We start from the raw sequence: 22,423 nt of genomic DNA on the forward strand, positions 1-22,423 counted from the left end.
TCACCGCGCTGCCAACGGTTCGTCGTCGGGAACGATCGCGAGAGCCGCCCCGTTTGCCATAGCTTCGAGCACGGATGCCACCGACCCCCGCGGAACTCTGAGCTCTATCCGCATCTCGCTGTCCGATGCGACGATGCCGGTCGGCTCGATCACCGAGACAACCTCGGCCTCGGCAACCAGCACTACAGGGGCCTCGAACGTCGTGCCCGAGTCGGAGGCGGCCGAGGCCCAGAGCGTGACACGAGAAGATCGATCGATAATCGACGGGATGGGACCGGATACGGTGACGACGACCTGCGCCTCATCACCCGCACGAACCTCACCCACGGCGCTCCTCGGTACGAGTTCACCTTTCTCGATAGGCCGGACGGCGACGACTCCGTCGGCCGGAATATCGGCCGGCTCGAGATAGTGTTCGCCCGCCGACCCGAGTCGCACGTGCGCTACGGCAAGATCGTCGATGGTGAAACGCTCGCCCGTATTGAGGGTGGCTGACGCCACATAGACGTCGACGGTCTGATCGACCGTGGCCACCAGCCAGGTGACGCCGAGCGCCGATACGACGACGAGAACCAGTCCGATGATGAAACGGGGATCGAAAACGAACGAGCGGTGAGCCCTGACACGGGGAGCTGATCGGTCCATACGCACATCGTGCCAAGGTTCGACGAATGGTGGGAAAGTTATCCACAGGCCTGTTCGGGGCGACGAGGCGGTTTCATAATTGAGGAATGAACGAACCCGATTCTCCTGATCGACTCGGTCGCTTCCTCACTCTGGCCGACACGGCCGACGTGTTGAACGTCTCTGCACGGCAGGTGTACTCCCTCGTTCGGTCGGGCGAACTGCCGGCGATCAAAGTGGGAGCAAGCGGGCATTGGCGCATCGAACGAGAAGTTCTCGAGTCGTATATCGAGGCGATGTACGAAGAAAGCCGACGACTCTCGCTCTGGAATCAATCCGATGCTGCGCCGCTGCCCGAGCTGTCAGACGGGCGCATCATCAGGCGCTGATCCTCGATTGCCGAGGCTGGAGGTCTGAGCATCACACCGTGATCATCACGATGCAGTCGAAAGAGATCACGCGGTAGCCGACCACCGCAGCATCCCTCCGCGGCGAGGTGGCCTCGTGTATCGCAAGATCGAAGTGGTCGCGTCCCACGCGGTCGATCGTTCCGAAGAGAGACTCCGTCGGAAGCGTCACTTCGACCGTCGTTCGCCGTCGGCAGAGGTCACGCAAGAGAAACGCCAGGCCGAGCCTGTCGGTGATGGGGCGGTGCTCCTCCTGGGAGTGCGGCTCGAGCGAGTGCCGGATTTGCCTTCTCGTCAGTGACAGCCCCTGCACAGCTCCAAACGGGACGATGCACTGCTTCTGACGCTGTCCGCGCTCTGCGCCACTGACGATGGCGACGTCGGCTGCGAACCAGTCTTTGCCGATGGTCTTCACCCTTGCCGACAGGGCCACTCCTCCCGCCAGCACAAAGGCGATCGAGTAGTTCGCTCCACGATCGGAAACGGCCACCAGCTGACAGAGCCTGTCACGCAGGGACAGTCGGCCCAACCGAAGCCGCTCTTCCTCCTCGTGAAGGTCGTTCTCCTCGGCGTTCAGGCCGTACTCGAGTTGGCTTTCGAGATCGGAGAACAGGTTGTCCCATCGCATGAAGGAACGGTAACCGGTCTGGACGAGCACCCGCGGGATCTATCCACAGGGCAGAAAGGCTTGTAGACACCATGAGTTGAAAGCTGGTTTAGTATCCAAATATCCCCCAAGTGGGGGTATGAACATCACTGTTGTCACTGACAGTGCGTCGCAAGTCCAACTGGGGATGAACAGGACGACCGACTCACCGAGGTCACTGTGGCGCGCCCGCGCTCGCCGCAGCACCCTGCTCACGCAGCTCTTTTCCTCTCGCCCGCCTGTATCGCCAGAGAAGACACCATGCAGAGTCACCTCACCGCACACGCGACCACCGAACGAAGCGCGCCTCCGGGCCGAGCCATGTTGCACGCCGTGCCGCAGCCACCGACCGATGCCACGACGCCGACACAACCCGAGCCCGAGCATCTCGAGTATTTCGATGCCCAGCCCACGTCGACGTCTTCTCTGCCGAACCCGATCCCGCTGATGGAGAACCTCGCTCGATGCGTATTAGAGGTTCTCGCCGGGGCACGCGATCTCGATCAACTCTCCAGATGGGTTGCCGACGATGTCTACAGGCATCTGCTCAAGCGAGTCGTCCTCTCGGCACGTGCACGCCAGGCACGAGGGGCACCTGTCGGCCGACCGTCGTTTCGCATCGGTAACACGATCACGTGCGAACCCGCCGACGGCGTCGTCGAAGGCGTCGTCATCGTGCACGGCAAAGCGCGCACCAGGGCCGTCGCCATACGCCTCGAAGGTCTCGACAAGCGTTGGCGCGCAAGCGCCATCAACGTTCTCTGACGAACCGCCTGCCCTTCGGCAAGCTCAGGCAACGATGGGCGCTACTTCTTCTTTCCCTGCTTGCGGCGGTCTGCGCGGTTGTTGGCTGCGGGCGCGTTGCTCGGCCGCTTGGCCTGGGGGCCCGACGCGGGCCGCTTTGCGCCCTGCTGGCCGGATGTCGGAGCAGCTGCTGGAGCCGAAGCTCCCCGCGAGAACGCCGAAGCGACAGGAGCGGACTCCTCCTCGGCCTTCTTCGCCGCGCGAGCAGTAGCCGCCTGCTCGATCTGGCCCTTCTCGTTGCGCACCTCGACTCCACCGGAATCGCTCGGAGCCGAGTAGCTGAGCTTCTCGGTCGCTGTCGAGTCCTCGAGACCCTTGGCCTGCACCACGGGGGCGTCGACCTCTCCGGCGGGAGTGTTGACCTGCACGTCGAGGTTGAACAAGAAGCCCACGGTCTCTTCGCGGATCTGACCCATCATCGACTGGAACAGGGCGAATCCTTCGCGCTGATACTCGACGAGCGGGTCGCGCTGAGCCATGGCGCGCAGGCCGATGCCGTCTTTCAGGTAGTCCATCTCATAGAGGTGGTCGCGCCAGCGTCGGTCGATGACCGAGAGAACGACGCGGCGTTCGAGTTCGCGCATCGCGGTCTCGCCCAGCGTCTCTTCACGCTTCTTGTAGGCAAGCTGCGCATCGGAGAGGATCTCTCGGCGCACGAAGGCGCTGTCGATGCGACCCTTGCTTCCGCCTGCTTCTGCAACGACCTCATCGATGGTGATCGACACGGGGTAGAGCGTCTTGAGCTCGGTCCAGAGCGCATCGAAATCCCAATCGTCTCCGGTTCCGGAGCCCGCGTGAGTGTCGATGACGTCGTCGACGACATCGACGAGGAACTTCTGCGCCCGCTCTTCGAGGTCTTCACCCTCGAGGATGTGGCGTCGGTCGGAGTAGATGGCCTCGCGCTGACGGTTCAGCACGTCGTCGTACTTCAGAACGTTCTTGCGGATCTCTGCGTTGCGGCCCTCGACCTGGGATTGGGCGCTGCGGATGGCCCGCGACACCACCTTCGACTCGATCGCGAGATCGTCGGGAACATTGCTGCGACCCATCAGGCTCTCAGCCGCACCGGCGTTGAACAGGCGCATCAGGTCGTCGGTGAGCGACAGGTAGAAGCGGCTCTCGCCCGGGTCTCCCTGGCGACCGGAGCGACCACGCAGCTGGTTGTCGATTCGTCGTGACTCGTGGCGCTCGGTTCCGAGAACGTAGAGACCACCGGCCTCGACGACCTTGTCGGCCTCTTCTTGCACGTCGGCCTTGACCTTCGCAAACACCGCGTCCCACTCGGCCTCGTACTCCTCGGGAGTATCGACCGGGCTCAGCCCGCGTGAGTTCATCTCGGCGACGGCGAGGAACTCGGCGTTTCCACCCAGCATCACGTCTGTTCCGCGGCCGGCCATGTTCGTGGCGACGGTGACCGAGCCCAGACGACCCGCCTGGGCCACGATGGCAGCCTCACGCGCGTGGTTCTTGGCGTTCAGCACCTCGTGTCGAACACCTTTCTTCGCGAGCAGTCGCGAGAGGTACTCGCTCTTCTCGACACTCGTTGTTCCGACCAGCACCGGCTGGCCCTTCTCATGACGCTCGACGATGTCTTCGACGACCTGGTCGAACTTCGCCTGCTCGTTCTTGTAGACGAGGTCGGACTGATCGATGCGCTGCATCTTGCGGTTCGTGGGAATGGCGACGACACCGAGTTTGTAGGTCGACATGAACTCGGCGGCCTCGGTCTCGGCGGTACCGGTCATGCCCGACAGCTTGTCGTAGAGGCGGAAGTAGTTCTGCAGCGTGACCGTCGCGAGCGTCTGGTTCTCGGCCTTGACCGCCACGCCCTCCTTGGCCTCGATGGCCTGGTGGATTCCCTCGTTGTAGCGGCGACCGGCGAGAATACGGCCCGTGTGCTCGTCGACGATGAGAACCTCGCCATTCAGCACCACATAGTCTTTGTCTTTCTTGAACAGCGCGCGGGCCTTGATCGCGTTGTTGAGGAACGAGATCAGCGGAGTATTTGCGGACTCGTACAGGTTGTCGATGCCGAGGTAGTCCTCGACCTTCTCGATGCCCGGTTCGAGAATTCCGACGGTGCGCTTCTTCTCATCGACCTCGTAGTCCTCGTCGATCACGAGGCGCGTCGAGATACCCGCGAACTCGGTGAACCAGCGGTTCGCCTCTCCGGAAGCAGGGCCGGAGATGATGAGCGGGGTGCGAGCCTCGTCGATGAGGATCGAGTCGACCTCGTCGACCACGGCGAAGTTGTGGCCGCGCTGAACCATGTCGCTGGCCTGCCAGGCCATGTTGTCGCGCAGGTAGTCGAAGCCGAACTCGTTGTTCGTTCCGTACGTGATGTCGGCCTCGTACTGAACGCGACGTTCGGCGGGCGTCTGCCCGGAGAGGATCACTCCTGTGGTCATGCCCAGGGCGCGGAAGACGCGGCCCATGAGTTCTGACTGGTAGCTCGCGAGGTAGTCGTTGACCGTGACCACGTGCACGCCCTTGCTGGTGAGCGCGTTGAGATACGCCGGCAGGGTCGCCACGAGCGTCTTTCCTTCACCGGTCTTCATCTCGGCGATATTGCCGAGGTGAAGAGCCGCGCCACCCATGAGCTGAACGTCGAAGTGGCGCAGTCCCAGCGTGCGACGTGCGGCCTCTCGAACGGCTGCGAACGCCTCCGGAAGCAGGTGATCGAGGCTTTCGCCGTCTTCGTAGCGCTTGCGCAGCGCTGGGGTCTCTTCTCTCAATTCCTCGTCAGTGAGGTCTTTGAACCCGTCTTCAAGTGCGTTGATCGCCTTCGCGTAGCCCTCGAGCTTGCGGAGAATGCGACCTTCACCGACACGAAGAACCTTTTCAAGAACTGAAGCCACCGAGAGTCTCCTACTGCTGATATTGCGGCGCATTTGGCCGACAATCCCAGCAATTCTAGCCTGCCTTGTCTGTACGCCACCGGAATCGCACCTGAATCTGCACTCAACACGACGAAGGCCCGACCCTGTGCAGGGTCGAGCCTTCGTCGGCGCGCGCTACGCCAGGCGACTCATCGCGCGGATGCGCCGGCTGCGGCGGCCGTTGCGACAGCGTTCGCGGCCTCAGTCGCGTTGTCGTCGAGTCCGATGACTCCGTACTCCCATCCCTTGCGGCGGTAGACCACGCTGGGGCGGTGGCTCTCCGCATCGATGAACAGATAGAAGTCGTGACCCACGAGCTCCATGTAATAGAGCGCGTCATCGACCGTCATGGGAGCGGCGGGAAACACCTTCTCGCGAATGACCACCGGCGAGTACTCGGTGTAGTCGTCGTCTTCGGAGTAGCTCGGCGTGTCTGGCTCCTCGGCACGGGGGGCGACAGCACCTGTGCTGTCGACGCTGTTGAGCACCTCGGCGTCGGCGGGCGTGATGTCGATGACGGAGAAGCCACCCGTCGAGGCCTCGCGCAGCGAGACCGGGCGGTGCTTTCCACGATGCACCTTTTTTCGATCCTTGGCACGGCGCACGCGCTCCATCAGCTTGCCGAGGGCGAGGTCGAACGCCGCATACTTGTCGCTCGCGGCGCTTTCGGCACGAACAATGGGGCCAGGGCCGATCAACGTCAGCTCGACTCGGTCGTCTCCGGGAGACCCGGTGGCCGAGTTGTGCCGGCAGAGTTTGACCTCGAGCGCGAGTGCCTTGTCGGCGAGATGCTCGACCTTCTCGGCCTTCTCTGTCGCGTAATCCCGAAATCGATCGGTGATTCCTAGGTTTCGTCCGGTGATGTTGATTTCCAAGGCGATCTCTCCTAGTCCAAGACGCGGCGCCCGAGTCGAGGGCGATTGGATTCCGCGCCTTTTCCCCCACCGTAGACCTGCTGGCTGACGAAGTCACCGTGCAATTCACTGTTTGTTCGCTTGACTTTTGCTGTATGAGCGAGGGCTGCCGCACCCCACACGAAAGCTCCCCCTGCCTCGGCTGCACGACGGCACTCGATGAGGGTCGCTCCCGTGGTCACCACATCGTCGATGAGCAGAAGCTGTCGCCCTTCGAGTCGATGAGAAACAGCCTCAATCGACCCCGAAAGATTGCTCCACCGCTCGTCGGCGCCGAGGGATGCCTGGTCGCGCGGCGTTCGGAGATAACGGATGCCGGTGGCTCGCAGAGGCTGCGGACCGGCCCAACGGAGGAGAGACTCGACGGGGTTGTATCCACGGACTCTGAATGCCGAACGTGACGACGGAACGACGAGCGCTTCGAGCCGAGCCCCAATGGGTAGCCTTGGCTCGATCGCCTCGCGGGCATCCGCCACAGCCCTGCCGAGCAGCCGACCGAGAGGCCGCGCGCCGTCGAGCCGCCCGGCCTCTTTGAGAGTGTGCAGAACCTTTTTCGGCACACCGTCGTAGCCGACAGCGAACCAGAGAGGCAGATCCTCGCCTCCGCCGATCGCGGCGGGCACCCTGAGCTGATGTCGCCCGGCGCGATCCGGCACCATGAGCGCCTCGCGGCAGGCGCCGCAGATGCCACGATCCGCGGCCCCGCAGCCAGCGCACTCCACGGGGAGCAGAACCGCGAGAGCATCGAGGAGCGCCTCGGAGACGGAACCACGGGCATCCATCGCTCGATCATGCTCTGCACGGCAGCCGGCGCACTCGCTGCGGGTCGATCTGTGCACAACCCGCGCATCGCGCCGGCGTTGAGGAGAGGACTAGTACTGGGTCGCCAGGATTGCGACGCCGGCGGCCCGGACCTGCCACGTATTCGCGCTCTGCTGCAGGATATTGCCGTCGGAGGTCAGTACCCGCAGGCCCACCACGTCGTTCGATCCCACGATCGACACGACCTTGGAGGCATCGGCGAGCTGCGTGGTCGCGCCACCGATCTGCTGCTGCACGATGGCGTTGTCGCCAGACGGGGTGAGGGTGACCGACGCGACCGAGAGCGAATCGACCCACGTGGCATCCACCGCCGTGCCCGTGCCTTCGGCCAGGTCGACAGGCTCTCCGAGCCCCGTGGGGGTGCCGTCTTTGTCGCGGATGACCGACGCGACCACGAGGCGGGGTTGGCCGTCCATCGTGAGGAAGGCGAGCACTCTCTCGCCGTCGCGCGACACGTTGAGCGAAACGATCTGGCTTGCGCCGTCCCACGTCGCGGTGAAACTCGACGGTGTGCGTCCCGCGGCCGACACGCGGATCTCGAGCGGCGAGCCCCGAGGAACGGTCCAGACGAATCCGTCGGGATCGACGCTCGGCTCGATGAGTCCGGCCCGGTCGTCGACGATGCCGGGGGTGGATGCGGGTGCGACCGCATACACCCCGGCCGACGTGCCGACCGCGGCCAGCTGCAGGCCCGGCACGGAATCGGAGAACGCGACCGACGTCGCAGCCAACGACGCCACATCGTCGCTGATGCTGTCGATCGGCGTCAGCGAGCTGCCCGTGAAGAACCCGAACTGCCCCGAGCGCAGCACAAGGGCTCTGCTGTCGACCCTGGGCGTCGTGACCGGCCCCGTATCGCCCGTCGTCGAGAGAGGCACCTCGGTCGAGTCGACGGTCATCCGCACGTTCGACACTCCGCTGAGCGCGAGCAGGCTGGCGCGCAGTTGCACTTGCATTCGGTTGAGAGTGGCCTCGGTCGAATCCAGCACGGGCCCCGAGAGATCGACCGATGCGACGCCGGCGTCGACAGGAACGCTTGTGACCCCCGTGCCCTCGGGGAACGCCGTGACGACAGCGCCGCCCAGCCACGCGGACGGCCCTGTGACGAGCGCCCGCGCGATGCGCGTGCCCGTATTGGATGAGACGCGCGGAAACCACCTCACGTCAGGAACCAGGCGCTGGTAGCTGGGATCGAAGAAATAGAGCGGATAGGAGTTGTAGACCTCGGCGAACTCGGTCGAGAGCATCACCACGCCGTCGGGCGCCGTGTTGATGCGCCACTGGCCGTTCTCCTGCACGAAGGTGTAGCTGCGACTCACCGGAGCGGCCGATGGAACGGTGCTGTACTCGCCGTTGGCGTCGACCGTGGCGATCGGGCTGAGCTTCAGGTCGATCGAGGTCTCCGAGACGACCTGCGTGCTGCGCCCGCTCTGGTCGATCGTGACACCGGCATCGGGCTTCCACTGATCGGCGAAGTTCTTGCTGAGGAACGACCTCGCCACGTCGAAGTTGTTGAGCGGGTTCAACGCAGCTCGAATGAATCCGTTGAGGATGTCCTCCTGGCTCTCGTCGATCCCCGGACCCGAGGGCTGGAAGATGATGTCGATGTCATCCGAGGCCGCAAGCGCGTCGCCTTTCTCCACGGGCCCGGAGCTGGGAATGCCGACACAGCCCGCAAGAAGCAGGACGGTCAGCGACGCAAGCGCGCCGATCGCAGCTCGTGATCGAAAGCGCATCATGTCTTGTCTCCGTTGAAGGCCTGCTGGCCGAAGGCGTTGTGCGTCTGGGCCTCTCCGTCTGCGTCGAGCGGAGGAAGGGGAAGCGGCGAGACGCCGATGGGTCTCCCCTTTGTGCGAGGCAGGGTGAGCCGGAAGCAGGAACCGGCGCCGGGCTCGCTCCACAACTCCAGTTCCCCTCCGTGCAGAGCCGCGTCTTCGAGGGAGATAGCCAGGCCCAGGCCGGTGCCGCCGATGGTTCGTTTGCGGGAAGGATCAGCGCGCCAGAACCGGTCGAACACACGAGAGGCAGCTTCGGGGGTCATGCCGATTCCGTAGTCGCGTACCGCGAGCGCCACGGCCGTGGCAGTGCTGTCGATGGACACGACGATCGGGCGTCCCTCTCCGTGCTCGATCGCGTTGCCCAAGAGGTTGCGCACGATGCGCCGGATGCGCCGGGGGTCGATGTCGGCTTCGAAGTAGCCGCCGAGCGCGACGAGACGCAGCTCACTTCCCGCCTGCAGGGCCAGTTGACCCATCTCGTCGATGGAGTCCTCGACAAGATGCACGAGACTGGCGGGTTCGGTCTCGAGCTCGGCCGACCCGGCATCGAACCGGCTGATCTCGAGCAGGTCGCTGAGCAACAGCTCGAAACGCTCCGTCTGCGTGTGCAGCAACTCTGCGGTGCGCGAGGTCGCCGGCGGGAACGATTCCCTCTGATCGAACAGCACGTCGCCGGCCAACCGGATCGTGGTGAGTGGCGTTCGCAACTCGTGCGAGACATCGGACACGAACCGCTGCTGCACCCGCGAGAGGTCGGCCAGCTGGGTGATCTGCGATTGGATGCTGTCGGCCATGCCGTTGAAGGATCTCGCCAGCGTGGTGATCACGTCATCGCCCTTCTCGGGAATGCGTACCTCGAGTTCACCCGCAGCCAACTTCGCGCTCGTTTCCGCAGCCACTCGGATGGGCTCGACGACGAGTCTGACCACGACCCAGGCGATCACTCCGATCAGAAGGCTCAGAGCGAGAGCCGCGAGCAAGAGAGTCTGCTGAACGAACACGAGAGTGCGGTCGGCCTCGGCGAGGTCGTAGCCGAGATACAGCTCGTATTCGCCGGCCCCGGGAACCGAAAGCGGCGTGCCCACGACGATTCCCGGTACCGCGGCGCTCTGTCCGTCGCGCAGAGAGACGGATTGCCAGTACTGGCTCTGGTCGTCGCTGCCGGAAGAGACCTGCTTCCGCAATTCGGGAGAGATGACATCGACCAGCTTGAGGGCGCTGAACGATATGGCGGAGTTGGGCCCCGTCTCTCTGCCCGGCGTGACGTAGAGCGCCACGAGCCGAGACGACGTCGACGCAGTGATGGCGCTCTGCACCGATCTCTGCAGCGAGAGGCTCGCGGCCTGCCCCGTGACGTCGGACGAGTCGAAGATGGTCTGCGCCGCCGTCGCCGCACGCTTCGACTCGTTCAGCACCTGATCGAGCCGAGAGTTGAAGAGGTCGTTACTGATGCTCGTCGATACGAAGGCGCCCGTGGCTGAGAGAGCTACGGCCGAGAGGGCGACCGTGATCACGATCGTGCGAAACTGCAGCGAACGGCGCCAGCCACGCGCGATCCGCCGCGGCCATGTGCGCCATTCACGCATGATCGTGGGGCCGATTCGGCTCGTGCGGCGCCCCTCGACGGTGGCGATGCTGTCGGTCGACACAGCCTGCTACGAGACCTGACCCGCCCGGTAGCCGACGCCACGAACGGTCATCACAATGCGCGGGTTGTCGGGGTCTTCTTCGACCTTGGCGCGAAGTCGCTGCACGTGCACGTTCACCAGTCGGGTGTCGGCCTTGTAGTGGTAACCCCACACCTGCTCGAGCAGCATCTCACGGGTGAAGACCTGCTGGGGCTTGGCGGCGAGAGCGTGCAGAAGATCGAATTCCAGCGGAGTGAGGCCGATGCGGGCATCGCCCCGGCGCACCTCGTGCCCGGCGACGTCGAGTTCGAGGTCGCCCACCTGAAGCAACTCCGGCGACCCGGCGGCGCTGGGCCGCAGGCGGGTTCGGATGCGCGCCACCAGTTCCTTGGGATTGAAGGGCTTGACGACGTAGTCGTCAGCCCCCGCCTCGAGGCCCTTCACGACGTCGGTGGTGTCGGCCTTCGCCGTGAGCATGATCACGGGAGTGCCCGACTCGGCGCGGATCAGGCGACAGACCTCGATGCCGTCGAGCCCCGGCAGCATCAGATCGAGGAGCACCAGATCGGGCTTCGACTCGCGAAAGACGCCGAGCGCCTCTGCGCCGTCTGCACAGAACACCGGCTCGAAGCCTTCGGCACGCAGAACGATGCCGATCATCTCTGCGAGGGCGGTGTCATCGTCGACGACCAGTATGCGAGCATCCATGCGCTAAAGATTAGTCGAGGCAGCCAGGTTCTCCTCACAGCAGCCTGCGGGCCGGCGCCGCATATGGAAGCATGGGGGGTACGTGACAGGCCGGTGAACACCGATTACGACGATGAAGGATTACCGGTGAGCGACAACCAGAATCCATACGGGGGCATCCCTCAGGCGTCATTCGGCCCGCCACCGGCCGGCTACCCGCAGATGCCGCCTCCTTCTCCGGGCGCCTGGGCGCCCCCTCCTCGCCCGGGCCTGTTGCCACTGCGCCCGCTCAGTTTCGGCACGCTCCTCGGCGCGCCGTTTCAGGTACTCCGGCGCAATCCGGGGGCCACATTCGGCAGTGCACTGATCACACAGCTCACCTCGACGATCGTCACCGTCTTCGTCATCGGCGGGGTCGGCATCCTGGCATTCGGGCGCATCGACAGCGCTCTGCCCGAAGACCGCGATGCGGTCACCGCCGGAGCCTGGGCGACCCTCATTCTCGCCAGTCTGATACCCATCGCCCTGTCGATCCTCAGCTCGGCGCTCCTGCAAGGGGTTCTCGTCGTCGAGGTCGCGCGCGGCACACTGGGCGAGAAGAATCGCATGGGCGTGCTCTGGAAGGCGGCCGGACGTCGCCTCTGGCCGCTCGTTGCCTGGTTCGCTGTGCTGCTGGGCCTGATCGTCATCGCTGTAGGGGCAGTCGTCGGCCTCGCCGTGCTCATCGGCGTCGTCGGCAGCGCGGCCATCGGCGACGCCGCGATCGGCATCGCGATCGGCATCGGAGTGCTGGGCGCGCTCACGCTGATCGCAGCCGGTATCTGGTTGGGAACCAAGACCGCGCTCGTTCCCTCGATCATCGTGCTCGAGCGGCGAGGAATGATCTCGTCGATCCGGCGTTCATGGGGCCTCACCAACGGCTCGTTCTGGAAGACCTTCGGAGTGCTCGCACTGATCAGCGTGATCCTCTCGGTCGCGTCGCAGATCATCACGACCCCGGTGTCGTTCATCGGCGGACTCGTGGCCAGCTTCCTCTTTCCCACCGGAGCGTCAGCAGACTCTGCCTCCTCCATCGCGGTCTTCGTCGCCGTCTATGCGGTCACCCTCATCGTCACCCTCATTCTCGGCTCGGTGACGGCCGTCGTTCAATCATCTGCCGTCGCCGTCGTCTACATCGATCTCCGGATGCGCCGCGAGGGCCTCGATCTCGACCTCATGCGATACGTCGAGGCGAGACATGCCGGGGGCTGGCACGATGTGCCGGATCCCTATCTCGTGTCGTCCCAGAGAAACGGCTGACCTCGTATCCCTATGCTCTCGATCCTTGCCCTGCCCGCGCTGCTCGTCACCGACGTTCCCGTCGATCCTGACTCGCCCGATGCTCGCAAGCTTCTGTTCGACGAGCTCGCAAAGCCCGAGTACGCGGCCGCACGGCCCACACTCATCGACCGCATAGCCCAGGCCATCCAGGATTGGCTCCGTTCGTTCGGCGCCTCGGACGACGGATCGGTGCCCGATCTGTTCCCGTTGCTCGTCACCGTTCTCATCGTGGGACTCATCGTGGCCGCATTCGTCATCTTCGGCAGACCCCGACTGCGACGAAAGAGCCAGTCGGCGGGCCCGTTGTTCTCTGACTCTGGCGATGCTCGAAGCGCCGCACAGCTGCGCGCATCCGCCTATGCGGCCGCAGCGGCGGGCGACTTCGTCGTGGCGGTCGAAGAGATGTTCCGCGCCGTGGCGCGACAGCTCGCCGAACGCACGGTGGTCTCTGTCACTCCGGGAACGACCGCCCAGGAGTTCGCCTCGCGAGCCGGCCGGGCGTTCCCCGATCATGCCGATCGATTGATGAGCGGAGCCCGGGCTTTCGACGGGGTGCGCTACCTCGACCAGCCGGGCAGCAGAGAAGCCTTCGACGAGGTCGCGGCGCTCGATCGTGACATCAGTGCGGCGAAACCATCTCGGCTCGAGCGCGTCGCCGAGCAGGGAGCAACTCTGTGAGCGCCCCCACGACAGAGCGCCGCGCAACCCCTCTCGCCGAGGCAACGACACCCACGCTCCGCGCGGCGGTGAAACGCTGGCGGTTCTGGCTCATTCTCGCCGCGGTCGCGATTGTCGGTCTTCTCATCGTGGCCCTTGCATCCGGCGCCGGTGGTGGCAGTCGAGCGCCGTACTCGATCACGAACGCCGCGCCCGAGGGCAGTAAAGCTCTGGCCGAGGTGCTGCGCCAACAGGGCGTCGACGTGGTGCAGGCCGACACTCTTGACGAGGCGCGAGCCGCAATGGATGCGGCGCCCGGGGCCACCCTCGCCTTCGCCGACCCCGATGGACTTCTGAACGACAGTCGACTCGCCGAGGCTGCGCAGCTCTCCGATCGGGTCGTTCTATTTCTCCCGGGGTTCAACGAGCTGCGTGCCTTCGCGCCGGGAGTCGCCTCGGCGGGCGCACCTCGCGATATCGACGGCGTCGATGCCGGATGCTCACTGCCAGCGGCCGTGCGCGCGGGCACCATCATCGGGGGTGGACGCTCGTACCGCGCGACGGCCGGCAGCGACGCCGAACTCTGCTTCCGTACCTCCGATGACGCGTACGACGTCGTGCGCACCGAAACCTCTGACGGCACGGTCACCGTTCTCGGCACGGCCGATGTGCTGAGCAACGAAGGCATCACCGGCGCAGGAAACGCGGCGCTCGCGCTCAACCTGCTGGGCGAAACCGACACTCTGGTCTGGTACATACCGACAGCCAGCGATGTCGAGGCCGACGGGCCTGCCGACATCGCCTCTCTGACGCCCGACTGGGTCACGCCGGTGCTCGCGCTCAGCGTCTTCACCTTCATCGCCGCTGCCATCTGGCGAGGGCGCAGACTCGGTGCCCTCGTGGTCGAGAATCTTCCCGTCACTGTGCGGTCGCGAGAGACCATGGAAGGGCGCGCACGTCTCTATGCTCGAGCAGGCGCACACACGCACGCGCTCGATTCACTGCGCATCGGCACCATCACGAGGCTGTCGAGAGTTCTCGGCCTCCCCCGCAACGCCACCGTCGACGAGGTGATCGCCTCGGTCGCCGCAGTTCTCCCTGCCAGGCCGCTGGGCGACATCCAATCGATTCTCGTCGCAGCCGCGCCGGCGAACGAGGCCGATCTCGTCGCCTACTCCGACCGCCTGCTCGAACTCGAAGGCGCCGTGACCCGGGCGGTGCGTCCGTGACTGCCTCACACCCCCTCCTGCCCGTGTCCCCACCGAAAGGCCGACCATGACAGACCAGCCAGAACAGACTCCCGACCAGCTCCGTGAGGCGCTGGGACGGGTGCGCACCGAGGTTGCCAAGGCGGTCGTCGGCCAAGACGGGGCGGTGACAGGTCTCATCGTCGCGCTGCTCGCGAAGGGGCACGTACTGCTGGAGGGCGTTCCCGGCGTCGCGAAGACGTTGCTGGTGCGATCGCTGAGCCACGCTCTCTCGCTCGACACGAAGAGAGTTCAGTTCACTCCCGATCTCATGCCCGGAGACGTGACCGGGTCGCTCGTCTACGACGCGAAGTCGGGTGACTTCGAGTTCCGCGAGGGCCCGGTGTTCACCAACATTCTGCTCGCCGACGAGATCAACCGCACTCCGCCCAAGACGCAGTCCGCCCTGCTCGAGGCGATGGAAGAACGGCAGATCAGCGTCGACGGACTCAGCCGAGCCCTGCCCGACCCGTTCCTCGTGGCCGCGACGATGAACCCGATCGAGTACGAGGGAACGTACACGCTGCCCGAAGCACAGCTCGACCGCTTCATGCTCAAGCTCGTGCTCGACCTCCCCCCGCGAGACACCGAGATCGCCGTTCTGCAGCGGCACGCCGCCGGGTTCAACCCGCGAGACCTGACCGGGGCCGGCATGACCGCAGCGCTCGGGGCATCCGAACTTCGCCAGGCCCAGGCATCGGCCGCGGCCGTCGGCGCCAGCCCGGATGTGCTCGCCTACGTCGTCGACCTCGCGCGGGCCACCCGGCAGAGTCCGTCGGTCAAGCTCGGTGTCAGTCCGCGTGGAAGCACATCGCTCCTGGCCTCTGCCAAGGCATGGGCGTGGCTGAACGGCTCCCCCGCCATCACGCCCGACCACGTGCAGGCGATGGTGCTGCCCGTGCTGCGCCACCGCATCCAGCTTCGTCCCGAGGCCGAGCTCGAGGGCGTCTCGGTCGACTCGATCCTGCGCTCGATCCTCAGTCAGGTGCAGGTTCCCATCTGATGCACCGACGAAAGCCCCTCCGCTGATGGCTGTCTCGGGTCGCTTCGTGCTGCTCGTCGCCCTGGGTGTCGTTCCCGTGGTTCTCCTCGGCGAGGCATACCGACAGGCCGAGCTCACGCTCGCGCTCTGGCTGCTGCTGACCGTGATCATCGGGGTCGTCGACCTCACGCTCGCCGCGTCGCCGCGACGCCTCGTCGTAGAGAGAGTGCTGCCGAATCGCGTGCGCCTTGGCGAAACGACCTCGAGCGAGCTCTACATCACGAACGAGAACCGCACAGCACTGCGCGGCCTCGTGCGCGATGCTTGGCAACCGTCGGCCGGTGCCGCCGTCACGCGCCACTCGGTCGTCGTGCCCGCCTCAGAGCGACGGATGCTTCGCACGGCACTCACACCGTTCCGTCGCGGTGACCGCCGCACAGCCGGCATCACCGTCAGGAGCTTCGGCCCCCTCGGCCTCTGGGCCCGGCAGGCGACGCTGGCGAGTCCGGGTCGCATCCGCGTTCTTCCGCCATTCAACTCCCGCAAGCACCTGCCTTCGCGCCTCGCACGACTGCGAGAACTCGACGGCGCGACCAGCGTGCAGATCAGAGGCCAGGGAACCGAGTTCGACAGCCTGCGCGAGTACGTGCGTGGCGACGACGTGCGCTCGATCGACTGGCGCGCGACAGCACGGCAGGGGGATGCCCGGGCCGGGCATGAGCAGAAACTCATGGTTCGCACGTGGCGACCGGAGCGCGATCGACGCATCGTGATCGTGATCGACACCGGGCGAACCCAAGCCGCACGTATCGACGATGAGCCGCGCATCGACACGTCGATCGAGGCATCCCTACTGCTCGCGGCCCTCGCGACGCGGGCCGGCGACCGTGTCGATCTGATCGCGTGGGACCGCCGCATCCGGGGTCGCGTCACGGGGGCGAGCGGCGGAGAGCTGCTGAATCGGATGGTCGATACGATGGCCACCGTCGACCCGGAACTGCTCGAGACCGACTGGTCATCGGTGGCCGCTCAGGTGCGGGCCGTGACCAATCAGCGGGCGCTGGTGGTGCTCCTGACCACGATTGACACCCCCGCATCGTCGAGCGGACTGCTGAGCGTGCTGCCGCAGCTGGCACAGCGGCACACCGTGCTCGTTGCGGCCGTCTCGGACCCGGAGATTCTTCGTGCGGTGTCGGAGCGAGGCGATCGCGACGAGACCTACCGGGCCGCGTCGGCGGAGCGCTCGTTGCTCGACATGGCGCGGGTCACAGCGGCGATCACGCGACTCGGCGGCGACGTCGTGACGGGAGCGCCCTCCGCGCTGCCCCCGATGCTCGCGGACCGCTACCTCGCGCTGAAGGCGGCAGGCCGACTCTAGCGGGCGCCGCGCGCGCATCGATTCCTGAGTAGATGCTCCCCAGAGACCCAGCACGAGCATCACGAGCGGAATCGATTCCATCTGGCCGGGTGTTGTGGATAGATTCTGCGGGCCTCGGTGCATACACGCCACAATTTCACGATGTCACCGCATCGGCCGTTGCCAGCTCATCTTCGCGATCGGGCGTTCAGCGTGCGCGACAGCGACACAGCCGGCGTCGGTCGCGGGCGCATACGGGGCAACGATCTTCTCCCCATCTTCCGTGGAGTCAGACTGCCGATCGACGTCGAGTTGAACGAAAACTCCGTGTGCGCCGCGTACCTGACCAAGATGTCGACAGGGCAGGCCTTCTCGCACATCACCGCCGCCCGGCTTTGGGGAATTCCGCTCCCGCGCGACTTCACCCTCTCCGAAGGGGTGCATGTCAGCGTGCGAGCTCCCCATGCACCTCCGAGCGGGTCCAGCGTCACCGGCCATCGGATCTCGGACCCGCACGCGCATGCGGTGACTAGAGTCGGCATGCCTGTCGTCGACGCCGCGACCACCTGGTGTCATCTCGCGTCGCGGTTGTCGGAGGATGACCTCGTCGCGGCGGGTGACTATCTGGTGTTGACGCCCGCCGTGCCCGATCGGAACGATCGACGGCCATTCGTGACGCTGGCACAGCTTCGGCAGAGGGTCGATCTCTACCACGGGCCCGGAGCACGCGCTGCTCGATCGGCGCTGCACCACGTCAGGGATGGATCAGAATCTCGGCGCGAGTCGCTGTCGCGGCTGATTCTCGTTCGGGCCGGCCTTCCCGAGCCGGAGCTCAATGTCGATATCTTCCGGGATGATGGCTCGTGGATCGGGCGCGCCGACCAGGTTTTCCGCCGATGGAAGACGATTGTCGAGTACGACGGGCAGCAGCACCGCACGAGCGACCGGCAGTACGAGCGTGACGAACTGAAGATCGAAGAACTCGGGCACGCCGGATGGCAGGTCGTTCGCATCCGCAAGAAGGCTCTCCGGCTCGGGGGTGTGGAGGCTGTCGAGAGGGCGTCACGGGCGCTCCGCTCGCGCGGCTGGACTCCATAAGTCCCGCATCTCCCCGCGAGAGGTGATCGGTTCCTCCGTAAACGCTCGCATCGCCGCCCTAGACAGCATCAACTGACGAATCGATGCAGGCGCACGCGCCAGTCAGCCCGCTACGAGCTGCTTCGCGCCGGACTCGAACTCGTCGAGGTCGCCGGTTTGACCGGCCCTCACCGCTGCTCGGCCAACGATGAGCATGTACGCGAGGAAGGCTGCCAGCGCGAGGGCGCCGATGCCGATCTTCACGGCCGCCGGCCAGGGCTGCGGGGTCACGAAGCCCTCGATGATCCCCGAGACGAAGAGCACGATCACCAGTCCGAGCGCCACCGTGAAGAGCGCACGTGCGTCTTCGGCGAGCGCCTGCGCCCGGGTGCGGGCTCCGGGCGCGATCCACGCCCAGAAGATGCGCAAGCCACCCGCTCCGGCCACGAAGACGGCCGTGAGCTCCAGGAGTCCGTGCGGAAGGATGTAGAGGAAGAAGGTGTCGCCCTCGCCGTAGTGGAACAGGACTGCGGCATTCAGCCCGATGTTCTGGGCGTTCGACATGATCAACATCGGCACATAGAAGCCGGTGATCCCGAAGGCGATGCAGCGCGCTGCGATCCAGGCATTATTCGTCCACACCTGGCCTGTGAACGACGCAGCAGGGTTCTCTGAGTAGTAGTTGACGAAGTCCTCGTTGGCGAGCTTCTTGAGTTCTGCGTCGGATCCCAGGTTGGCGAGTACCTGCGGATCGTTGGACACCCAGAGCGCATAGAGTGCCGCCACGACGATGGTGACGATTGCGAGCACGAGGGTGAGCCAGCGGATTCGATAGAGCGCGGCCGGCAGTTGGAACACGAAGAATGCGGGGATTTGCCGCAGCACATTCGTTCCGGCACCGGTGAAACGGAGCCGGGCCCGAGAGAGGAACAGCGACAGCTGGGCGCCCTGTGCGGTCGATCCGACAGTGGTCTTGATGGCCGACAGATCGGATGCTCCGGCTTGATACCGCTCGATCAGCTCGTCTGCATCGGTGCCCGAAAGCTCTCGGCTCTTGCTCAGAGCGTCGAGTTTGGCCCACTCGTCGCGGCGGGCTGCAGTGTAGGCATCGAGATCCATCTGCTTGAATTGTATTCATGACGGACCCCCGTGTCGCCTCACCGACCCAAGGATTCGCCGATCCGCTCGCCGATGCATACACCGACGACGAGTTGCTGATCGGCGAGGCGGTGGCTCTCGACGTGCGTCCCGCCGGGTTCATTCTTCGCGCCGGAGGCGGTGTGATCGACTTCATCATCTCGGTCGCGATCCTGATTGTTCTTATGTTGGGGATCGGCGCGCTCGGCCAGAACGGTTTCATCGATACTGCGCTGCTCGCCACCCTGAGCGTATCCGCGCTCGTGCTGTGCTTCGTCGTCATACCGACCACCGTCGAGGTGCTGCTGAAGGGTCGCTCGGTCGGCAAGCTCGCCGTCGGCGCTCGTATCGTGCGAGACGACGGTGGCGCCATCTCGATCAGGCACTCCGTGATTCGTGGGCTCGTCGGCTCCCTCGAGATCTACACGACCCTCGGTGCCATCGCGATCGTCACCGCTCTCTTGAACGGCAAGTCGAAGAGGCTCGGCGATCTTCTTGCCGGCACCTACAGCCAATACGAGAGAGTTCCTCTGCCGGTGAGCCATGCCCGCGGTGTTCCCGTCATGCTCCAGGCGTGGGCCCAGGTCGCCGATGTCGCTCGGATGCCCGACCGGCTCGGCAACCGCGTCACCCAGTTTCTCGTTCAGGCCTCGAGCATGGCGCCGGCTACCAGAGAGCGCATCGCCGCAGAACTCGCCGCAGAGGTCACGCCGTTCGTCTCGCCGATTCCACGCGTGCACCCCGCGCTCTTCCTCTCAGGCGTCGCCGCTGTGCGTCGCGATCGAGAGTACGCGGCGCTCGAGCTTCAGAAGGCAGCGCTCAACCGACTCGACCCGATCCTGCAGAGCCTGCCGCACGGGTTCCCGCGACGCTAGGCGAGCGTCAGGCCCGACACGATCGGGTACCAGTGCTTCTCACGCAGGGGTGATGCCTCACCCGCGACCGTAAGCCAGACCCCGTCGACCGTCGGACCGGACGTTGCGCGCCAGATCCCGAAGTGGGCATGGGGCACGGGCCATGCGTAGTCGGGTGCTTCGCGCTCGACAACATTGCGGACAGCACCGACGGACGTGAGATCGCAACGAGCACCGATCACGTCAAGTGCCAGTTTCGCCGCCGTCTCGGTGCCGTCCGGTCGCCGCCCGATCCCCCGTCTCAGTAGCGGTAGTGGGCGACCTTGTACGGGCCCTCGACCGGCACGCCGATGTATGCCGCCTGGCGAGGAGTGAGTTCGGTCAGCTCGACACCCAGAGCATCGAGGTGCAGGCGAGCGACCTTCTCGTCGAGGTACTTCGGCAGCACGTACACACCGATCGGGTAGCGCTCGGTGAACGCGTAGAGCTCGATCTGCGCGAGTACCTGATTGGTGAACGAGTTGCTCATGACGAAGCTGGGGTGTCCGGTGGCGTTGCCCAGGTTCATGAGACGCCCCTCCGACAGCACCAGAACGCTTCGGCCCGTGGGCAGACGCCACTCGTGCACCTGCGGCTTGATCTCGACCTTGACGGCGCCCTCGAGCTTCTCGAGCCCCGCCATGTCGATCTCATTGTCGAAGTGGCCGACGTTGGCGATGATCGCCAGGTGCTTCAGGCCCATGATGTGCTCGACCGTGACCACGTTCTCATTGCCTGTTCCTGTGACGATGATGTCGACATCGCCGATCACACTCTCGAGTCGGGCCACCTGGTAGCCGTCCATCGCTGCCTGCAGCGCGCAGATCGGATCGACCTCGCTCACGATGACGCGCGCGCCCTGACCCCGCATCGCCTCGGCGGCGCCCTTGCCGACGTCTCCATAGCCGACCACGAACACGACCTTGCCGCCGATGAGCACGTCTGTCGCGCGGTTCAGGCCATCCGGTAGCGAGTGTCGGATGCCGTACTTGTTGTCGAACTTGCTCTTCGTGACCGAGTCGTTGACGTTGATCGCGGGAAACAGGAGTTCTCCGGCGGCCGCCAGCTCGTAGAGACGGTGAACTCCCGTCGTGGTCTCCTCAGAGACGCCCCGGATGTCGGCGGCGATGCGGGTCCAGCGGTCGGTCGACGACGCCAGTGAGCGACGCAGAAGGTCGAGAACGACGCCGTACTCCTCGCTGTCCGACGGCTGGGTGGCGGGAACCGCCCCGTCGAGTTCGAACTGCCGGCCTTTGTGCACCAGCATGGTGGCGTCTCCGCCGTCGTCGAGGATCATGTTGGGCCCGGTGAAGTCGGCGCCCTCGGCCGCGGCTTCTGCTGACCAGTCGAATGCCTGCTCGGTGCACCACCAGTACTCCTCGAGCGTCTCGCCCTTCCAGGCGAACACCGGCACGCCTGCGGGGGCGTCGGGGGTTCCCGTTGCTCCGACCACGATGGCCGCAGCCGCCTCGTCTTGAGTCGAGAAGATATTGCAGCTGACCCAGCGCACACGGGCACCGAGTGCGGTCAGAGTCTCGATCAATACCGCCGTCTGCACGGTCATGTGCAGAGAACCCATGATCCGAGCCCCGGCGAGAGGCTGAGAAGCTGCAAACTCCTCGCGTAGCGACATGAGCCCGGGCATCTCGTTCTCGGCGAGGCGAATCTGGTGACGGCCGGCCTCGGCGAGCGTCAGGTCGGCGACCTTGAAGGGCAGAGTGGTCACCGGGGCGGCAGCAGAAGTCATGCTCCCATTGTAAAGACGTGCCGCCGCGAGAACGCCTACTGCGTGAATTGCACGTGACGCATGACCTGCCACCCCTGCGGGGCCTTGAGGCGATCAGAGTGGCGCGTGCAGAGATCGTAGCTGTGCGGCTCGTGGCTGAGGCTCAGCGGCCCGAGAACCGCGAGCGAATCGGCGTAGACGTAGGTCAGAGTAGCGACTGCCTCATCGGGGCACGCTACTCGGGAACACGGTCGAATCGTCATCACCCTTCACCGTACGCCTGCCTCGCCCGCCCTGACGTGAGGCTCCGTCGTGTGTCGCGCGCTGAACGACGCCACCCCGGGTTCTGCCGCGCGCGGGCCCAGAGAATAGACTCTCGCCATGGCTCGCTCACGTCGCATCGCCCCGGCCTCTTCTCGAGGAACGGGTCGCAACCGCCACGGCAGGGGCCTCCGCTCAGCGGTCACCGGGCCGCACTTGCCCATGATGAACACGCGCATCGATTTCTTCGACACCACCGTCGCGTCGACGGCCGAGTACCTGCGCAGCGTCTGGCCGAACGAACTGGCCGACGCGGTCTTCGAGATCGGTGCGCTCCCGTACGGCGCGAATGGCAAACCGGGTACCGCAGACACAGGTGTCGAGCGATGGCGGATACTTGGCGACCGCATCATCCTCTACCGCGTGCCCATCGAGCGCCTCGCCCATCTGCACCGCGATGACGAGGCACACCGGCGCATGCTGATCGAGAGTTGTGTCTTCCGAGCGGTGGCCGAGTATCTCGGCAAAGATCCATGGGATCTCGCACCCGAGGGCTTCCGCCACTTCTGACGGAACC

22 protein-coding genes are annotated in these 22,423 nt (G+C 65.3%); 10 read left to right on the plus strand and 12 right to left on the minus strand.

The features are described 5' to 3' along the window. Positions 1-645 (minus strand): hypothetical protein, encoded by a 645-nt coding sequence (locus B9Y86_RS01660; RefSeq protein WP_085482322.1) that lies wholly within the window; start codon positions 643-645, stop codon positions 1-3. Positions 646-731: 86 nt separating this feature from the next. Between B9Y86_RS01660 and B9Y86_RS01665 the strand changes: the two genes are divergently transcribed. Next, complete coding sequence (locus B9Y86_RS01665; protein WP_085482324.1) at positions 732-1,013, plus strand: helix-turn-helix domain-containing protein; 282 nt, start codon at positions 732-734, stop codon at positions 1,011-1,013. A gap of 31 nt (positions 1,014-1,044) precedes the next feature. Here B9Y86_RS01665 and B9Y86_RS01670 read toward each other — a convergent pair whose 3' ends face one another. Then, the gene (locus tag B9Y86_RS01670; RefSeq protein WP_139824684.1) at positions 1,045-1,659 is read right to left on the minus strand and encodes a hypothetical protein; all 615 of its coding nucleotides are present in this window, start codon (positions 1,657-1,659) and stop codon (positions 1,045-1,047) included. 279 nt (positions 1,660-1,938) lie between these two features. On the opposite strand from B9Y86_RS01670, the gene B9Y86_RS01675 reads away from it, so the two are divergent. Next, positions 1,939-2,442, plus strand: coding sequence for an Rv3235 family protein (locus B9Y86_RS01675; RefSeq protein WP_228515241.1), 504 nt, complete (start codon positions 1,939-1,941; stop codon positions 2,440-2,442). 41 nt (positions 2,443-2,483) lie between these two features. Here B9Y86_RS01675 and secA read toward each other — a convergent pair whose 3' ends face one another. The 6 genes from secA to mtrA all read right to left on the minus strand — a co-directional run bounded on the left by secA (position 2,484) and on the right by mtrA (position 11,210). Next, positions 2,484-5,339, minus strand: coding sequence for a preprotein translocase subunit SecA (gene secA, locus B9Y86_RS01680; RefSeq protein ID WP_085482328.1), 2,856 nt, complete (start codon positions 5,337-5,339; stop codon positions 2,484-2,486). Between the two features lie 170 nt (positions 5,340-5,509). Then, the gene (gene hpf / locus B9Y86_RS01685) at positions 5,510-6,235 is read right to left on the minus strand and encodes a ribosome hibernation-promoting factor, HPF/YfiA family (protein WP_085482330.1); all 726 of its coding nucleotides are present in this window, start codon (positions 6,233-6,235) and stop codon (positions 5,510-5,512) included. 11 nt (positions 6,236-6,246) lie between these two features. Then, positions 6,247-7,056 (minus strand): ComF family protein, encoded by an 810-nt coding sequence (locus B9Y86_RS01690; RefSeq protein ID WP_085482332.1) that lies wholly within the window; start codon positions 7,054-7,056, stop codon positions 6,247-6,249. A gap of 90 nt (positions 7,057-7,146) precedes the next feature. After that, on the minus strand, positions 7,147-8,835 hold the full coding sequence (locus tag B9Y86_RS01695) for an LpqB family beta-propeller domain-containing protein (RefSeq protein WP_085482334.1): 1,689 nt from the start codon (positions 8,833-8,835) through the stop codon (positions 7,147-7,149). Then, positions 8,832-10,460, minus strand: a complete 1,629-nt coding sequence (gene mtrB / locus B9Y86_RS01700; RefSeq protein WP_139824741.1) for an MtrAB system histidine kinase MtrB — start codon at positions 10,458-10,460, stop codon at positions 8,832-8,834. Before mtrB ends, B9Y86_RS01695 begins: the two co-directional genes overlap by 4 nt. Positions 10,461-10,529: 69 nt before the next feature. Then, a complete protein-coding gene (gene mtrA / locus B9Y86_RS01705) occupies positions 10,530-11,210 on the minus strand; it encodes an MtrAB system response regulator MtrA (RefSeq protein WP_085482336.1) in 681 nt (226 codons plus the stop codon). 126 nt (positions 11,211-11,336) lie between these two features. Between mtrA and B9Y86_RS01710 the strand changes: the two genes are divergently transcribed. The 6 genes from B9Y86_RS01710 to B9Y86_RS01735 all read left to right on the plus strand — a co-directional run bounded on the left by B9Y86_RS01710 (position 11,337) and on the right by B9Y86_RS01735 (position 17,850). Continuing rightward, positions 11,337-12,488: a hypothetical protein gene (locus B9Y86_RS01710; RefSeq protein WP_139824685.1), complete on the plus strand. Its 1,152-nt coding sequence runs from the start codon at positions 11,337-11,339 to the stop codon at positions 12,486-12,488. A gap of 12 nt (positions 12,489-12,500) precedes the next feature. Next, positions 12,501-13,187: a DUF4129 domain-containing protein gene (locus B9Y86_RS01715; RefSeq protein WP_085482340.1), complete on the plus strand. Its 687-nt coding sequence runs from the start codon at positions 12,501-12,503 to the stop codon at positions 13,185-13,187. Next, a complete protein-coding gene (locus B9Y86_RS01720; protein WP_176223221.1) occupies positions 13,184-14,395 on the plus strand; it encodes a DUF4350 domain-containing protein in 1,212 nt (403 codons plus the stop codon). Before B9Y86_RS01715 ends, B9Y86_RS01720 begins: the two co-directional genes overlap by 4 nt. Before the next feature lie 46 nt (positions 14,396-14,441). Further along, positions 14,442-15,416, plus strand: coding sequence for an AAA family ATPase (locus tag B9Y86_RS01725; protein WP_085482344.1), 975 nt, complete (start codon positions 14,442-14,444; stop codon positions 15,414-15,416). A gap of 25 nt (positions 15,417-15,441) precedes the next feature. Next, positions 15,442-16,773, plus strand: coding sequence for a DUF58 domain-containing protein (locus B9Y86_RS01730; RefSeq protein ID WP_085482346.1), 1,332 nt, complete (start codon positions 15,442-15,444; stop codon positions 16,771-16,773). 141 nt (positions 16,774-16,914) lie between these two features. Next, entirely contained in the window at positions 16,915-17,850 is a 936-nt protein-coding gene (locus tag B9Y86_RS01735) for a DUF559 domain-containing protein (protein WP_139824686.1), read from the plus strand. A 102-nt stretch (positions 17,851-17,952) separates the two neighbouring features. On the opposite strand, the gene B9Y86_RS01740 is transcribed toward B9Y86_RS01735, so the two are convergent. Then, positions 17,953-18,948, minus strand: coding sequence for a stage II sporulation protein M (locus tag B9Y86_RS01740; protein WP_085482350.1), 996 nt, complete (start codon positions 18,946-18,948; stop codon positions 17,953-17,955). Positions 18,949-18,965: 17 nt separating this feature from the next. Here B9Y86_RS01740 and B9Y86_RS01745 point away from each other — a divergent pair, with 17 nt between their 5' ends. Next, complete coding sequence (locus B9Y86_RS01745; protein ID WP_085482352.1) at positions 18,966-19,841, plus strand: RDD family protein; 876 nt, start codon at positions 18,966-18,968, stop codon at positions 19,839-19,841. On the opposite strand, the gene B9Y86_RS17460 is transcribed toward B9Y86_RS01745, so the two are convergent. From B9Y86_RS17460 to B9Y86_RS01760, 3 genes are all read right to left on the minus strand, one after another. Continuing rightward, positions 19,838-19,978 carry a hypothetical protein gene (locus B9Y86_RS17460; RefSeq protein ID WP_176223222.1) on the minus strand — a complete coding sequence of 47 codons (141 nt, stop codon included), beginning with the start codon at positions 19,976-19,978 and terminating at the stop codon, positions 19,838-19,840. The genes B9Y86_RS01745 and B9Y86_RS17460 overlap by 4 nt on opposite strands. A 143-nt stretch (positions 19,979-20,121) precedes the next feature. Continuing rightward, positions 20,122-21,606, minus strand: a complete 1,485-nt coding sequence (gene ahcY / locus B9Y86_RS01755; protein ID WP_085482356.1) for an adenosylhomocysteinase — start codon at positions 21,604-21,606, stop codon at positions 20,122-20,124. Between the two features lie 35 nt (positions 21,607-21,641). Continuing rightward, complete coding sequence (locus B9Y86_RS01760) at positions 21,642-21,848, minus strand: DUF3499 family protein (RefSeq protein WP_085482358.1); 207 nt, start codon at positions 21,846-21,848, stop codon at positions 21,642-21,644. Positions 21,849-21,966: 118 nt separating this feature from the next. On the opposite strand from B9Y86_RS01760, the gene B9Y86_RS01765 reads away from it, so the two are divergent. Further along, positions 21,967-22,416: a metallopeptidase family protein gene (locus B9Y86_RS01765; RefSeq protein WP_085482360.1), complete on the plus strand. Its 450-nt coding sequence runs from the start codon at positions 21,967-21,969 to the stop codon at positions 22,414-22,416. Positions 22,417-22,423: the final 7 nt, after the last annotated feature.

It is taken from the genome of Agreia pratensis (assembly GCF_900177685.1).
GTDB classification, from domain to species: Bacteria; Actinomycetota; Actinomycetes; order Actinomycetales; family Microbacteriaceae; genus Agreia; species Agreia pratensis.

Bases quoted from the DNA above. Each gene is read 5' to 3' on its own strand.
- B9Y86_RS01660 (WP_085482322.1), bottom strand. From the start codon at position 645: ATGGACCGATCAGCTCCCCGTGTCAGGGCTCACCGCTCGTTCGTTTTC.
- B9Y86_RS01665 (WP_085482324.1), top strand. From the start codon at position 732: ATGAACGAACCCGATTCTCCTGATCGACTCGGTCGCTTCCTCACTCTG.
- B9Y86_RS01670 (WP_139824684.1), bottom strand. From the start codon at position 1,659: ATGCGATGGGACAACCTGTTCTCCGATCTCGAAAGCCAACTCGAGTAC.
- B9Y86_RS01675 (WP_228515241.1), top strand. From the start codon at position 1,939: ATGCAGAGTCACCTCACCGCACACGCGACCACCGAACGAAGCGCGCCT.
- B9Y86_RS01690 (WP_085482332.1), bottom strand. From the start codon at position 7,056: ATGGATGCCCGTGGTTCCGTCTCCGAGGCGCTCCTCGATGCTCTCGCG.
- B9Y86_RS01695 (WP_085482334.1), bottom strand. From the start codon at position 8,835: ATGATGCGCTTTCGATCACGAGCTGCGATCGGCGCGCTTGCGTCGCTG.
- mtrB (WP_139824741.1), bottom strand. From the start codon at position 10,460: ATGCGTGAATGGCGCACATGGCCGCGGCGGATCGCGCGTGGCTGGCGC.
- mtrA (WP_085482336.1), bottom strand. From the start codon at position 11,210: ATGGATGCTCGCATACTGGTCGTCGACGATGACACCGCCCTCGCAGAG.
- B9Y86_RS01715 (WP_085482340.1), top strand. From the start codon at position 12,501: ATGCTCTCGATCCTTGCCCTGCCCGCGCTGCTCGTCACCGACGTTCCC.
- B9Y86_RS01725 (WP_085482344.1), top strand. From the start codon at position 14,442: ATGACAGACCAGCCAGAACAGACTCCCGACCAGCTCCGTGAGGCGCTG.
- B9Y86_RS01730 (WP_085482346.1), top strand. From the start codon at position 15,442: ATGGCTGTCTCGGGTCGCTTCGTGCTGCTCGTCGCCCTGGGTGTCGTT.
- B9Y86_RS01735 (WP_139824686.1), top strand. From the start codon at position 16,915: ATGTCACCGCATCGGCCGTTGCCAGCTCATCTTCGCGATCGGGCGTTC.
- B9Y86_RS01740 (WP_085482350.1), bottom strand. From the start codon at position 18,948: ATGGATCTCGATGCCTACACTGCAGCCCGCCGCGACGAGTGGGCCAAA.
- B9Y86_RS01745 (WP_085482352.1), top strand. From the start codon at position 18,966: ATGACGGACCCCCGTGTCGCCTCACCGACCCAAGGATTCGCCGATCCG.
- ahcY (WP_085482356.1), bottom strand. From the start codon at position 21,606: ATGACTTCTGCTGCCGCCCCGGTGACCACTCTGCCCTTCAAGGTCGCC.
- B9Y86_RS01760 (WP_085482358.1), bottom strand. From the start codon at position 21,848: ATGACGATTCGACCGTGTTCCCGAGTAGCGTGCCCCGATGAGGCAGTC.
- B9Y86_RS01765 (WP_085482360.1), top strand. From the start codon at position 21,967: ATGGCTCGCTCACGTCGCATCGCCCCGGCCTCTTCTCGAGGAACGGGT.